This window comes from Pantoea phosphatilytica, assembly GCF_051025615.1.
GTDB lineage: Bacteria > Pseudomonadota > Gammaproteobacteria > Enterobacterales > Enterobacteriaceae > Pantoea.
The window spans coordinates 289,296-300,869 of record NZ_JBPFDF010000004.1; the positions used below are offsets into that span (position 1 = coordinate 289,296).

The 11,574-nt window shown below is 58.0% G+C and carries 15 protein-coding genes and 1 riboswitch; of the genes, 7 read left to right on the forward strand and 8 right to left on the reverse strand.

The window, feature by feature from the left end:
- Positions 1–3: 3 nt before the first annotated feature.
- Genes ACR6AS_RS16300 through ACR6AS_RS16315 form a run of 4 tightly spaced genes read right to left on the reverse strand, consistent with a single transcriptional unit; the run spans position 4 to position 3,406 of the window.
- Entirely contained in the window at positions 4–732 is a 729-nt protein-coding gene (locus ACR6AS_RS16300; protein ID WP_111138423.1) for an urea amidolyase associated protein UAAP1, read from the reverse strand.
- On the reverse strand, positions 729–1,514 hold the full coding sequence (locus ACR6AS_RS16305) for an ABC transporter ATP-binding protein (RefSeq protein WP_111138422.1): 786 nt from the start codon (positions 1,512–1,514) through the stop codon (positions 729–731). The genes ACR6AS_RS16300 and ACR6AS_RS16305 overlap by 4 nt, the downstream gene beginning before the upstream one ends.
- Entirely contained in the window at positions 1,511–2,326 is an 816-nt protein-coding gene (locus ACR6AS_RS16310) for an ABC transporter permease (RefSeq protein WP_434163045.1), read from the reverse strand. The genes ACR6AS_RS16305 and ACR6AS_RS16310 overlap by 4 nt, the downstream gene beginning before the upstream one ends.
- 24 nt (positions 2,327–2,350) lie before the next feature.
- Entirely contained in the window at positions 2,351–3,406 is a 1,056-nt protein-coding gene (locus ACR6AS_RS16315) for a putative urea ABC transporter substrate-binding protein (protein WP_111138420.1), read from the reverse strand.
- A 59-nt stretch (positions 3,407–3,465) separates the two neighbouring features.
- A riboswitch (guanidine-I (ykkC/yxkD leader) is annotated at positions 3,466–3,564 on the reverse strand.
- Between the two features lie 274 nt (positions 3,565–3,838).
- Here ACR6AS_RS16315 and ACR6AS_RS16320 point away from each other — a divergent pair.
- Both ACR6AS_RS16320 and ACR6AS_RS16325 read left to right on the forward strand, forming a co-directional pair.
- Positions 3,839–4,888 carry an ABC transporter substrate-binding protein gene (locus ACR6AS_RS16320; RefSeq protein WP_434163048.1) on the forward strand — a complete coding sequence of 350 codons (1,050 nt, stop codon included), beginning with the start codon at positions 3,839–3,841 and terminating at the stop codon, positions 4,886–4,888.
- On the forward strand, positions 4,888–5,598 hold the full coding sequence (locus ACR6AS_RS16325) for a substrate-binding domain-containing protein (RefSeq protein WP_434163191.1): 711 nt from the start codon (positions 4,888–4,890) through the stop codon (positions 5,596–5,598). The genes ACR6AS_RS16320 and ACR6AS_RS16325 overlap by 1 nt, the downstream gene beginning before the upstream one ends.
- Positions 5,599–5,619: 21 nt before the next feature.
- On the opposite strand, the gene ACR6AS_RS16330 is transcribed toward ACR6AS_RS16325, so the two are convergent.
- Positions 5,620–6,003, reverse strand: a complete 384-nt coding sequence (locus ACR6AS_RS16330; RefSeq protein WP_288474785.1) for a cupin domain-containing protein — start codon at positions 6,001–6,003, stop codon at positions 5,620–5,622.
- A gap of 264 nt (positions 6,004–6,267) precedes the next feature.
- Between ACR6AS_RS16330 and ACR6AS_RS16335 the strand changes: the two genes are divergently transcribed.
- Positions 6,268–7,065, forward strand: coding sequence for a MetQ/NlpA family ABC transporter substrate-binding protein (locus tag ACR6AS_RS16335; protein WP_162287380.1), 798 nt, complete (start codon positions 6,268–6,270; stop codon positions 7,063–7,065).
- A 122-nt stretch (positions 7,066–7,187) separates the two neighbouring features.
- Here the strand turns inward: ACR6AS_RS16335 and ACR6AS_RS16340 are convergent, their stop codons facing one another.
- Complete coding sequence (locus ACR6AS_RS16340; protein ID WP_111138416.1) at positions 7,188–7,895, reverse strand: phage antirepressor KilAC domain-containing protein; 708 nt, start codon at positions 7,893–7,895, stop codon at positions 7,188–7,190.
- Positions 7,896–8,263: 368 nt separating this feature from the next.
- Here ACR6AS_RS16340 and ACR6AS_RS16345 point away from each other — a divergent pair, with 368 nt between their 5' ends.
- Together ACR6AS_RS16345 and ACR6AS_RS16350 are read left to right on the forward strand one after the other, a co-directional pair.
- Positions 8,264–8,698 carry a 6,7-dimethyl-8-ribityllumazine synthase gene (locus ACR6AS_RS16345; RefSeq protein WP_111138415.1) on the forward strand — a complete coding sequence of 145 codons (435 nt, stop codon included), beginning with the start codon at positions 8,264–8,266 and terminating at the stop codon, positions 8,696–8,698.
- Between the two features lie 52 nt (positions 8,699–8,750).
- Positions 8,751–9,224 (forward strand): nuclear transport factor 2 family protein, encoded by a 474-nt coding sequence (locus ACR6AS_RS16350; RefSeq protein ID WP_434163053.1) that lies wholly within the window; start codon positions 8,751–8,753, stop codon positions 9,222–9,224.
- Between the two features lie 45 nt (positions 9,225–9,269).
- Here ACR6AS_RS16350 and ACR6AS_RS16355 read toward each other — a convergent pair whose 3' ends face one another.
- Positions 9,270–9,665: a hypothetical protein gene (locus ACR6AS_RS16355; protein ID WP_434163056.1), complete on the reverse strand. Its 396-nt coding sequence runs from the start codon at positions 9,663–9,665 to the stop codon at positions 9,270–9,272.
- 85 nt (positions 9,666–9,750) lie between these two features.
- Positions 9,751–9,981 (reverse strand): hypothetical protein, encoded by a 231-nt coding sequence (locus ACR6AS_RS16360; RefSeq protein ID WP_146240815.1) that lies wholly within the window; start codon positions 9,979–9,981, stop codon positions 9,751–9,753.
- Positions 9,982–10,026: 45 nt separating this feature from the next.
- Between ACR6AS_RS16360 and ACR6AS_RS16365 the strand changes: the two genes are divergently transcribed.
- Positions 10,027–10,797: a MerR family transcriptional regulator gene (locus tag ACR6AS_RS16365; RefSeq protein WP_111138411.1), complete on the forward strand. Its 771-nt coding sequence runs from the start codon at positions 10,027–10,029 to the stop codon at positions 10,795–10,797.
- A gap of 116 nt (positions 10,798–10,913) precedes the next feature.
- A complete protein-coding gene (locus tag ACR6AS_RS16370; protein ID WP_111138410.1) occupies positions 10,914–11,303 on the forward strand; it encodes a DUF1090 domain-containing protein in 390 nt (129 codons plus the stop codon).
- Positions 11,304–11,574 lie beyond the last annotated feature (271 nt).

The following is an 11,574-nucleotide window of genomic DNA, read 5'->3' on the forward strand; positions in this document are numbered from 1 at the left end:
TCCTTACAGGGCAAAAAAGCGGGTGTTCTGAAATGCGCGCTGGTTCTCATCGCGCGTAAGCATGGCGTCCGTCACGGCCTGACTGTCGTCGGCCTGATACCAGCTCAGCTGGACCGGGCGCGGGTTGTATTCCGTTACCGGATCCTGCGGATGCGGCAGCGCGGTGAGGATCAGCAGCACATCCATCGGCGCGTAAAGCTCCACGTAGTCGCCCGCACGGCTGTTATCCGGGGTGAATGTAAACCGGCCTGCGTTATCCACCGTGACCCGGCTGAAGAAGTTCACCACCATCAGCAGATCCGCCAGGCCCAGATCCCATTTGCCCATCTCAACCAGCAGATTATCCACACCGTTGCGGTAGAAGCCGTTGCGCAGCTCCTGATAGCGCCCTGTGCCATACTTCTCCTGCGTCTCAGCCGCGTTGAGTACGCCGCCAAAGGGATCGTGCCAGCCGCAGCTATCGGCGACGATCGCCGCCATCACGCGGCCCATATCAGAGTAGAAACAGTGTCCGCGCGTCAGCCGCGCGGTGTGCTGCCCTTTCAGGGTGTCGGGCAGGTTCAGGCGCTCACTTTTTTCGTGAGGATTGAGCATCATCATGCTGACGTTAGCGCCGCCGTCGATATCGGTCAGGCGCAGAATCTGCCCTTTGCGCAGAATCAGTGAGGTATGGGCGCCACCCGGCAGCCGCTCTTCGCGCAGGGCCGGGGCGGAATGAAACAGTGTGGTCATCGGGCGATCTCCTTAATCGGATAGAGGTTGTTTTGCGTGCCGGTCGCCAGCTGAGAGAGCCGGGTCTCGTTGAGCGGGATGTCGTAAGTGATCCGCGCGCCCCACGCATTCGGGGCCTGAGGATCGAGGCGGACCTTGTCAAAGACCAGCAGCCGGGTGCCGAGATTAAAGCCCTCGGCCAGGTCGTGGGTGACCATAAACACCGTCATGCGGGTTTCGCTCCAGAGCTGAAGCAGCAGCGCGTGCATATCTTTGCGAATGCCGGGGTCCAGCGCGCCAAACGGCTCATCCAGCAGCAGCACGCGCGGCTGCATCACAAACGCCTGAGCGATCGCCAGTCGCTGCTGCATACCGCCTGAGAGCTGCGCCGGATATTTGTCGAGCGCATGGCCCAGCCCGACCTTCTCCAGCATCGCTTTTGCCTGCTCACGGGCCTGGCGTTTCCGGGCACCGATCAGCCGTCCCAGAAACGGCGAGGCGGGCAGTTCAAGGCCGACAGCGACGTTATCCAGCACGTTCAGGTGCGGAAACACTGAATAGCGCTGAAATACCACGCCACGGCTGCGATCGGGTTCGGCGGACAGCTGCGCGCCGTCCAGCGTGATCGCGCCCCGCGTGGGCTTCTCCTGGCCAAGCAGCAGCCGCAAAAACGTCGATTTCCCACAGCCCGACGCGCCCACCAGCGAACAGAACTCGCCCTCTTTCACCTGCAGGTTGATGCGCTCCAGCACCACATGGTCGCCATACTCCTGCCAGATGTTTTTGATATCGATGAAACTCATTCCCGGCCTCCTTCCGCCCAGGGGAAACAGGCCTTGTGCAGCTGACGCAGCGCCAGATCCATCAGCCACGCCAGCAGCGTGATCCAGATGACATAGGGGATGATGACGTCCATCGCCATATAGCGGCGCACAAGGAAAATGCGATAGCCCAGACCGGCCGTGGCGGAGATCGCCTCGGCGGAGATCAGAAAGAGCCACGCCGACCCGAGCAGCAGCCGCAGCGAGGTGATCAGCCGTGACAGCAGCTGCGGCAACACCACGCGCAGTACCACCGTCCAGCTGTTGGCCCCCAGGGTCTGCGCCTTGATGAACAGCTCGGCGGGGATCTCCCGCGCCCGCTGTTCCAGATCGCGCGCCAGCATCGGCGTAATACCGATCACGATAAGCATCACTTTTGACAGCTCATCCAGCCCGAAGACGATAAACAGCATCGGCAGCAGCGCCAGCGGCGGGATCATCGATACCACGGTCATAAAGGGCGACAGCGCCGCGCGGCTCATCGGGAAGACACCCGCCGCGATGCCGATGCACAGGCCGATCAGCGATGAGATCGCCAGCCCGGTCAGCAGGCGGCTCAGGCTGATCCAGGTGTCTGCCCACAGCAGAAATTCCCCGCTGCGCTTGTCCGGCGTAAAGGCCATCCGATCGATGGCCGCGATCATCTGCGACAGGCCCGGCAGCAGCTTGTCATGCGGATTCGCCTCCAGGCGCACCGCCGAACTGATAAACCAGGCGGCGGCCAGCAGCACAAAGGGTAATAGCATCAGCATCAGGCGCATTCCCTGGCGGGGATAGCGGTTGATATGGCGCATGGCTTGAACTCCCGGAGTCAGTAATTAGAGCTTGCCTGCGGCGGCCATCTTCAGATAGCTATCGTCAAAGCGCAGTTTGATGTTGGCGGGATCACCGACGGTGACATTGCCAGGGAACTGCATCCCGATGAAGTCCGCACTCTGCGCGCCCTCTCCCAGCAAGCCCTTATCAAAGGAGAACGCGGCAACGCGCTGCATGGTTTTCGGCAGGTCGGGCGAGCTGACAAAGGTGGTGGTTTCGGCGGGCGTCGGGAACAGGTGGGTCGTTTTCAGCTGCGCCTGATAACCGGCGAGATCGGTACCGGAATCGGCGGCCATCGCGCTCAGCGCCTGTGTATCCCCGGCCTGCATCTTCCCCATCATCTCAAACCAGGCCCCGGTCAGCGCCTTGCCCAGTGCCGGGTTCTCTTTCAGGGTGTCGGTATTCACTACCATCATGTCAATCAGTTCACCCGGTACGGCGGAGGAGCTGAACACTTCGGTGGTCTGCGGCGTCTTTTTAATTACCGACAGCTGCGGATTCCACGCGACGGCCGCCTTAACGCCGCTGGTGCCAAAGGCCGGGACGATATCGGCATCCGAGGTGTTCACCACTTTGACATCCTTCTCCTGCAACCCGGCCGTCTCCAGCCCCCGGACCAGAAGATAGTGAGAAACCGACAGCGCAGGCAGATAGACCGACATCCCTTTCAGATCGCTGAGTTTCTTTCCGGTTCCTTTCAGGACGATGCCGTCGTTGCCGTCGGAATAGCTGCCGGTGATCAGCGCCGTAGAGTCAACGCCCCCGGCGGCCGGAATGGTCAGGGCATCCATATTGGTCATGGTGCAGCCGTCGAACTGGCCCGCCGTGTACTGGTTGATCGACTCGATATAGTCGTTCAGCTGGGTGATGTGAATTTTGATGCCATATTTGCTGGCCCATTTATCAATGATCTTCTCATTGCTGATGGCGCCCCAGGGCATCCAGCCCGCATAGATGGTCCAGCAGATGTTGAACTCTTTTTTCGCCGCGGCAAACGAGGGGGCGCTGACCAGCAGCGCCAGCGACATAACAAGTGTCAGGAGGGGGGATTTCTTCATGGTTGACCTCTGGTTGGCACAAAAAAAGGGAGCAGCGCAGGACACCAGATGGTGCCGCTGTCTCCCGGGCTTTTGTCCCGCCGTGTAACCTCGCAGAGGTCGCCAGCTCTCGGACCAGCCATTCACCTGCGTGAACCGGAACCCTAGCCAGCTATTGATGATCTTGTGTCTTACGCTGCTTACTGCCGTGAGACCTGCAATTGGCGTACCAGAATTTAAATCGCACAGAATCAGTCGGTTAACGAGGTCAGAAAGCAGAAGGCACCGGGATGGGGAGCCAGCGGCGCGCGTTGCACATAATCGGTGCCCTGCTGACGGCGTTCCGGCAGTCTCAATCTGTCACGCTGACCGCCGCTGAAAATGGCGGCAGACCGTGACGCCCTTTCTCCTTCGTTATATAATCCTGTGCATAACGAAATTTGAGGAGCCGTAATGAAGCGTTTCTGGCAGGTATGCACCCTCGGTTTACTGGCCGTTCTTCCCCTGGCATCTCAGGCGTCGCGTCAGAGCACTGACCAGACTGGCCGTCAGGTTACGATTCCTGATCGCGTCGACCGCGTGGTGGTACTCCAGCATCAGACCCTGAATCTGCTGGTGCAGATGAACGCCACCGATAAGATTGTCGGGGTGATGGCGAACTGGAAGCAGGAGCTGGGCGATGGCTATGCGCGTCTGGCACCGGAACTGAATCAGAAAGCCACCCTCGGCGATTTGACGCACGTCGATCCGGAAACACTGGTGGCGCTGCATCCGCAGGTGGTGTTTGTCACTAACTATGCGCCGCAGGCGATGATCGACAGCATCAGCGCCCTCGGCATTCCGGTGGTGGCTATCTCTCTGCGTCACGATCGGCCCGGTGAAAAAACCAGAATGAATCCGACGATGAGCGACGAGGAAACCGCCTACGATAAGGGGCTGCGCGAAGGCATCACACTGATTGGCGAGATCGTTAATAAACCCGCTGAAGCGAAGGCGCTGATCGCGGCCACCGATGAGGGTCGGCAGATTGTCCGCGACCGTCTCAAGGCGATCCCGGCGGATAAACGCATTCGCGCCTATATGGCGAATCCGGAACTGACCACCTATGGTGCGGGCAAATACACCGGTTTGATGATGCAGCATGCGGGTGCAGTCAACGTCGCCGCCGCGACCATTACGGGATTTAAGACGGTCTCAATGGAGCAGGTGATCAGCTGGAACCCGCAGGTTATTTTTGTGCAGAACCGCTATCCCGGTGTAGTACAGACGATCACGCAATCCCCGCAATGGCAGAGCATCGATGCGGTTAAACACCATCGCGTTTATCTGATGCCGGACTACGCCAAGGCCTGGGGCTATCCGATGCCGGAAGCGATGGGGCTGGGGGAACTCTGGATGGCGAAAAAACTCTATCCGCAGACGTTTCAGGATGTGGATATGACCCGGCTGGCCAATCAGTGGTATCAGCGCTTCTATCGCACCCACTGGCAGGCAACGGAGTGATGCTCAGGGTGGCGGTGGCGGGCAGTCTGAAACCGGTCTGGCCCGCGCTGATGGCCTCCTTCCCGGCGCCGGTGGAGACCCGGTTTGGTCCGGCCGGTCTGCTGCGTGAAGAGATTGAAGCGGGACTGGTCTGCGATCTCTTCGTCTCGGCCAGCGAAGATCATCCGCAGCGGCTGCGGCAGGCGGGTCAGGCGCTGGCAACCCTGCCCTTTGCCACCAATACGCTCTGCCTTACCGTGCGCAGCGATCGGCTTCAGGCGGGCGACGACTGGTTCACACTGCTGACCCGTGACAGGCTGCGGATCGCCACCTCCACGCCGGGCGACGATCCCGGCGGTGACTATGCGCAACAGCTCTTTTCCCGGATGGGAAAGGCGGGGGAAGCGGTGCGTCAGCGGGCCAGAGCAAGGGTCGGTGGACGCCACTCCCCCCCGATCCCGCCGGGCAGGCTGGCGGCGGAATGGCTTATTCTGGAAGATCGGGCCGATCTGTTCATCGGTTATGCCAGCTATCGGGCGGCGCTGCGCCGGATTGCCGGGCTGACGGTGATGGCAATCCCGCCCGCGTTTAATCCGGTAGCGCGTTACTGCTGCGCCATCCTTACCCCGGAGGCGCAGCCGCTGGCCGGGTTTCTGCTGACCGACCGGGCGCAGGCGCGGCTGCGGGAGGCCGGGTTTGGCGGTGCGCCGCAGGCTCATTCTCCGGCATAACAGCGTCCGCGCGCCCCTGCCCTAAAACTCCTCCGGCTCACCTGGCAGAGGTTCACTCAGATCCTGCCCCTTTACACCGGCATAGGTGATCACCAGTTCGGCAGGCTCTTCCAGCGTGTATCCCCGGTGTGCGCTGTTGACGGTTTCATTCAGGGCCTCTCCCGCGTGAAACGTACGCTGCTCGCCGCTCTCTTTATCTTCGACGATCAGGGTGCCGGAGAGAATAAACGCCGCATTTGGCATCGGATGGGTATGCCAGGGGAGCGAGGTATGGGCAGGCAGCGACAGCCGCATTACGGTCAGTTCAGGTTCGCCAGCGGGATAAGCATCAATTACCTCGCCGTTCCAGGCCTGGCTGCTGCGCATCACCTCAACGGCGTTAATTTCGTTCTTTTGCTTCGACATGATAATCCCTGTTTTCCGGAAGCGTGCCGGTCATGAATGAGAAGTAAGCTTAGAAGAAAATGGCGGTGACGGGCCTGCTGTCCGGGCGACTGATTACTGTTTCGCCGCCTCAAATAATCATGGTAAATAGCGGCTGACGACAGCGCTGGTTATTTTATGCCCGATAATGGCCTTGCGGTTATAAGATATATCCCGGCGCGAGTTCGCAACCTGCCCGTTCTGTATTATCTTTGAAATCATCTACTACCTGAGGGATTTCTGATAATGAAAGGTCTGTTTACGGCATTACTCGCCAGTTCTGTTTTATTATTATCCGCCTGCTCGAAAGATGACGATAACAAAGTCAAAGTTGCCATTAATACCGGGCCGGATGAGGCGATCTGGCAGGTGGTTCAGCAGGTCGCAAAAGATAAATACAAACTTGATGTTGAGGTTCTCAACTTCAATGATTATGTGCTGCCTAACGAGGCGCTGAATAATAAAGAAGTGGATGCCAACGCTTTCCAGAGCCTGCCTTATCTGGAGGCGCAGTCCAAAGAGCGCGGCTATAAGTTTGCCGTAGTCGGCAAAACGTTTGTCTTCCCGATTGCGGCCTATTCGCACAAGATCAAGAACATCAGCGAACTGCAGAATGGTGCCACCATCACTATTTCTAATGAAGCCACGACGCTGGGACGCAGCCTGCTGCTGTTACAGGCACAGGGTCTGATCAAACTTAAAGAGGGTGTGGGTTATTTACCGACCTCGCTGGATATTATTGAGAATCCAAAGAATCTGAAGCTGGTTGAAGTGGATACGCCACAGCTGACCCGCACGCTGGACGATCCCAACGTGACCCTGTCGATTATCAATACCAACTTCTCCGCTCAGGCGGGATTATCAGCGCACCGCGACGGCCTGTTTATGGAGAGCGCCTCATCGCCTTACGTGAATGCACTGGTTTCACGCGAAGAGAATAAAGACAGCGATAAGATTCAGAAGCTGAAAGCGGCGCTGCAGTCACCGGAAGTGGCGGCGAAAGCCGACGAAGTCTATAAGGGTGACGCCATCAAAGGGTGGTAAGAACGGCTCTTTACGGATCGAAAAAGGCCGCAACCGTGTTGCGGCCTTTTTTTGCGCCCTCGCTGACGGCTGACGGGGGGTACGCAGCGACGTCAGCCCGGCGCCACCGGGTCAGTATGCGCTCAGGCGGCTGCCCCTTTCAGCTGCGCAGAGAGATGTCCGGCCCACAAACTGGCAACCCATTTCACCCCTTTTGAGGTGAAGCGTGCCTGAGAAAAGGCATGCTGGTTCTCGCCTGTGCCGGTGTGCAGCGTGAAGTAGCCAGCCTGCAGATGATAATGCTGGGGCGTCAGCGTGCCTTTCGCACGATACATGATGTTGCGTTCCAGCAGGAACTGACGAAATTCCGGCTCTTTGGCTTTCAGCATTTTGCAGAGCTGACGGAAACCCAGCGCGTCATCTACCTCAACGAAGTTATCAAAGAATGCGGCTTTGGGTGCCGAGAGCGCCAGCTGCTGCTCTGCTGCCTGGCGCTGTTCAAACTGCTCGGCCCAGGCACGCGCCGCTTCGGCAGGATTGGTAAAGTCAGGAAGGTGGGTGGTTTTTTCCCGATCCTGCCAGCGATCCAGCACTTCAGCCGTGAAGCCCGGCGACAGGCGAGCCACGGCCAGCAGCGAATCACGCTTATTCAGGCGGTACTCCTGACGCACTTCCCCTTCCCGCTCATACTCACTGATTTTGAGTGGCTGGGAGAGACGCTGCGCCGTTTCCAGACTTTTGATTAACCGCTTCACTTCTCCGTGTGTGATGCCAGTCATCTGAGCCAGTTCACGACTGCTCATTGTGACCGATTGTTCCAGAGATTTGAGGCTTTCAGTCGAAATCATCATGGGTTCACCCCTCACTAAAACGCTACCAATACCCGGCGGGCAGTCCAATTATTATACAACTACCTGTTCATATATCCAGTATTTTATTTGAGCAATCGCGTAACTGGAAGCTGTTACGCAAACGGCGGCGGAAAGCGCCTGTTGCGGAGTTCAGCGGGGAGATTTGAGGCAGCCGGGCCAGGTTACAGGTGCCGATCCTGACATCAGGGATTCACATAAAATAACAATCTTAGACACAGACCCTTTACATTGCAGTATAGTGAAGGCAGTCAGCAGGTTACCGGCCTGTCAGACGCCCTTTTTGATGCGGGGTCAGCGTCCTGAACTGGCCCGTTACTACTGGATAGTATCTTTTACTGGAGTAAGTCATGCAGCCGTTGAACGTCGCCTTTATTAAAGCTAACTGGCATAGCGAAATCGTTTCACAGGTCCTCACCGGATTCGAACAGGAGATGGAGAGCCGCGGCGCGACCTGCGAGATCAGGACATGGGATGTGCCGGGCGCTTTTGAAATGCCGCTGCTGGCGCAACGTCTGGCGCAGACCGGCAAATATGATGCGATCGTCTGTGCGGCTCTGGTGGTGGATGGCGGAATCTACCGTCACGATTTCGTCGCCCAGGCGGTAGTCAGTGGCCTGATGCAGGCGCAGCTGGCGACCAACGTGCCGGTCTTCTCCGTATCGCTCACGCCGCATAATTTCCAGCCCTCTGCCGAATTCATCGACTTCTACACGCACCACTTCGTGAAAAAAGGCCAGGAAGCGGCGCGGGCGGTCTGCCAGATCCACGCGCTCGAACTCTGATCGTCACCTGCTGAGGCTTCATACGCTGAGCGGCCCTGCTAAGGAGAAAACGTTGGAACAATCACGTCCGCCTTTACCGCCCTTTACCCGCCCCGAACAGGCGAGGGAGAAAGTCCGGCTGGCCGAAGATGGCTGGAACAGCCGCGATGCGGAGCGGGTCGCACTGGCCTACTCCGTGGACAGTCAGTGGCGCAATCGCGATACCTTTCTGACGGGCCGGGCTGAAATCGTCGCTTTTCTGCAGCAGAAGTGGCAGCAGGAGCACGCGTACCGGCTGATTAAGGAGCTGTGGAGTTTTGATCAGAACCGGATTGCGGTGCGTTTTGCCTATGAGTGGCACGACGATAATCAGCAGTGGTATCGCTCATACGGCAATGAGAACTGGGCGTTCGATGCGCAGGGGCTGATGAAGCAGCGCTTTGCCAGCATCAATGATCTGAAAATCAGCGAGGCGCAGCGGCTATTCCACTGGCCTCAGGGACGACGCCCAGACGACCATCCGTCGCTGAGCGATCTCGGCTTATAGCCCTTGCGTGTCCAGCGGAGAGCGTGGCTCTCCGCCAGCGTTCCATCAGCCCTGCTCGCCTTTGCTTTCAACAAAGGCCGCTTTGTTACGCGTCACCGTATAAGCCACTTTTTTGACATCTTCCGGTGACGTGGTCACTTCTATCGGGGCAATCGTCACTCTGCCCATGCCAAACAGCGTTGCCACATATCCGCCAACCTGATGTTTGCCTGCGGGCACATGCAGCAGCCTGCTTTCCCCGTTAGGCAGTTTTCCGGCCTCTTTTCCATCTAACGTCAGGAATACGCTGGAGCCATCATCTGCGCGGGTCTTGATATGGGAGACATCGATCTGCGTCGGGCCAGCAGCAAATTCATCGGCTGCATCGGCAGGGGCATGTTTCGCACAGCCGGTCAGTACAGCGGCAACCGTTACAACGGCGAGAGTAAAACGATAACGCATTTGGCACTCATTCTCCTGATTGTCAGAACTGACTATTTTAGCGGGTTCCCGGCCGGATGTAAGGGGGGCCGAAGTCGGCATGCTCTTAAAAAGTGCCTGAAAAGCGGGCCTGTTGTGACAATTTACGTAAAGTTTTTTTACTGAATATATACACAGTCTTTTTGTCACCAGCGGGCGCGCGTTTTAACCTCTTGATCCGCCTGATTTCTCTGGCCGGATAAGACCCGATCTCGCCTCTGCAAACGGCTGCGCGGCGATTTTTCCTCTGTGCTGCCCCTGTCAATTCAGCCTGATCAGGTTCATAGTAGAGGTTCATCCCCGGGGCCTTCCCGGCGGCCATTCCCTCAACAGAGGGTTCGATATGCAATTTCATACGACTGATACGATCTGTGCGTTTACCGGCACCCATCCCGCGAACCTGAAACGCTGGATGAAGCAGGGGTTACTGACGCCGCAGCACGATACGGAAAGCTGGAGTGACGATCACCTCCGCGAAATTCACACCCTGATCAACTTAACGGCTACAGGCGCCACGCTGGAGGAGATCCGGCAGAGTCAGCAGGCGGCCTCGACGGTGAAGACACAAGGCTGGGCGGCGCGTAAAGGTGACATGCTCTGGCAGCTGGAGTTCGGCACCCCGCTGTCGCTCTCCCGTCAGATGCACCATATGGCCAGCAACTACAGCGGCGATGACCTCATCATCAATCTGCTGCGGCCGCTGAGCAGCTGGCTCCATGCGGACCAGCGTCAGGGTGCCGCGCGCCGCCTCGATCGTTTCGAGCAGACCGTACTGCAGCAGGCGGGCCGGGTGAAGCGCGCCTCGTCGCGTAGCGCCACCGCCGTTCCGCTGTTTCTGGAAGCGGTCAGCGTGCTGGATAAAACGGAGATCTGGCTTGAAGCGATTCGTCTGACGGCGATGGGCTTCGATGTGGCGGTTGACGCCCGGGCAAGCGGTAAGCCTGCCACGAAAATCAAGATCCATGAGCACCATGTGATGTGGTGTGGTGCCGGCATCAGTCAGGCGATGCAGGACTACTTCGAACAGGAATCTCAGGCGGGGCATCCGATCATGCTTTCCGGCCCCGATCGCAATCTGCTGTTTTCCCACACTTCCGCATCCAGCGCTGCCTGATCACAGGCAGCGTCTGTCCCGCTTTTTCCCGCCAGACAATATTTTTTTCCGTTAAGACGCTCTTAAGGTGGCTGCGTATACTGGTGGCTCAACCCTGACTCATTGACGAGACGCTGATGAAAAAGAGATTACTGGCCTTTGGCCTCTGCCTGTTACCCCTTACCTTCACCGCTGCGCATGCGGCTTCTGACCTGACCGGCTGTGCCGCTAAAAAGCAGGCGATCGAGACACAACTCGCTTTTGCCCGGCAGCACAACAACAGCCAGCAGGCTGCCGGCCTTGAAAAGGCGCTGCGTGAAGTGGAGCAGCACTGCACCGAGAGCGGCCTGCTGAAGCAGCGTCAGGAAAAGGTGGCGGAGAAAAAGCGTAAGGTCGGTGAGCGCGAACAGGCGCTTGCAAAAGCAAAAGCGGAAGGACGCAGCGCCAGCAAAATCCAGAAGCGGGAAGAGAAACTGGCCGAAGCCCGCCAGGAACTCGACGAGGCCGAACAGGCTCTGCGGCAGTAACACAACGGGTCAGCCCGCCGGGCTGGCCTGCGCGTGTGGCGCTCCGGACACCTTTCGCCCGCTCCATGTTTAACTCACTGATTCGCCTGCGCAAATCCTGCCCTTTCCATTACATTATGTAATGCGTTGATTACTTATATTCATGCACCTAATTGGTGCAGTAAAGTCAACATGGTTGCGATCAATTATTTAACTTTTTGAACACCTTCAAAGAATTGAAAGATAGCGATATTTTTCCCTCTATGCAGCAAATACGCACTCCGGGCGCATC

Coding starts and splice junctions, on each gene's coding strand:
- ACR6AS_RS16335 (WP_162287380.1), top strand. CDS start 6,268: ATGAAAGGTCTGTTTACGGCATTACTCGCCAGTTCTGTTTTATTATTA.
- ACR6AS_RS16325 (WP_434163191.1), top strand. CDS start 4,888: ATGCTCAGGGTGGCGGTGGCGGGCAGTCTGAAACCGGTCTGGCCCGCG.
- ACR6AS_RS16360 (WP_146240815.1), bottom strand. CDS start 9,981: ATGAACCTCTACTATGAACCTGATCAGGCTGAATTGACAGGGGCAGCA.
- ACR6AS_RS16330 (WP_288474785.1), bottom strand. CDS start 6,003: ATGTCGAAGCAAAAGAACGAAATTAACGCCGTTGAGGTGATGCGCAGC.
- ACR6AS_RS16345 (WP_111138415.1), top strand. CDS start 8,264: ATGCAGCCGTTGAACGTCGCCTTTATTAAAGCTAACTGGCATAGCGAA.
- ACR6AS_RS16315 (WP_111138420.1), bottom strand. CDS start 3,406: ATGAAGAAATCCCCCCTCCTGACACTTGTTATGTCGCTGGCGCTGCTG.
- ACR6AS_RS16355 (WP_434163056.1), bottom strand. CDS start 9,665: ATGCGTTATCGTTTTACTCTCGCCGTTGTAACGGTTGCCGCTGTACTG.
- ACR6AS_RS16340 (WP_111138416.1), bottom strand. CDS start 7,895: ATGATGATTTCGACTGAAAGCCTCAAATCTCTGGAACAATCGGTCACA.
- ACR6AS_RS16320 (WP_434163048.1), top strand. CDS start 3,839: ATGAAGCGTTTCTGGCAGGTATGCACCCTCGGTTTACTGGCCGTTCTT.
- ACR6AS_RS16310 (WP_434163045.1), bottom strand. CDS start 2,326: ATGCGCCATATCAACCGCTATCCCCGCCAGGGAATGCGCCTGATGCTG.
- ACR6AS_RS16300 (WP_111138423.1), bottom strand. CDS start 732: ATGACCACACTGTTTCATTCCGCCCCGGCCCTGCGCGAAGAGCGGCTG.
- ACR6AS_RS16370 (WP_111138410.1), top strand. CDS start 10,914: ATGAAAAAGAGATTACTGGCCTTTGGCCTCTGCCTGTTACCCCTTACC.
- ACR6AS_RS16305 (WP_111138422.1), bottom strand. CDS start 1,514: ATGAGTTTCATCGATATCAAAAACATCTGGCAGGAGTATGGCGACCAT.
- ACR6AS_RS16365 (WP_111138411.1), top strand. CDS start 10,027: ATGCAATTTCATACGACTGATACGATCTGTGCGTTTACCGGCACCCAT.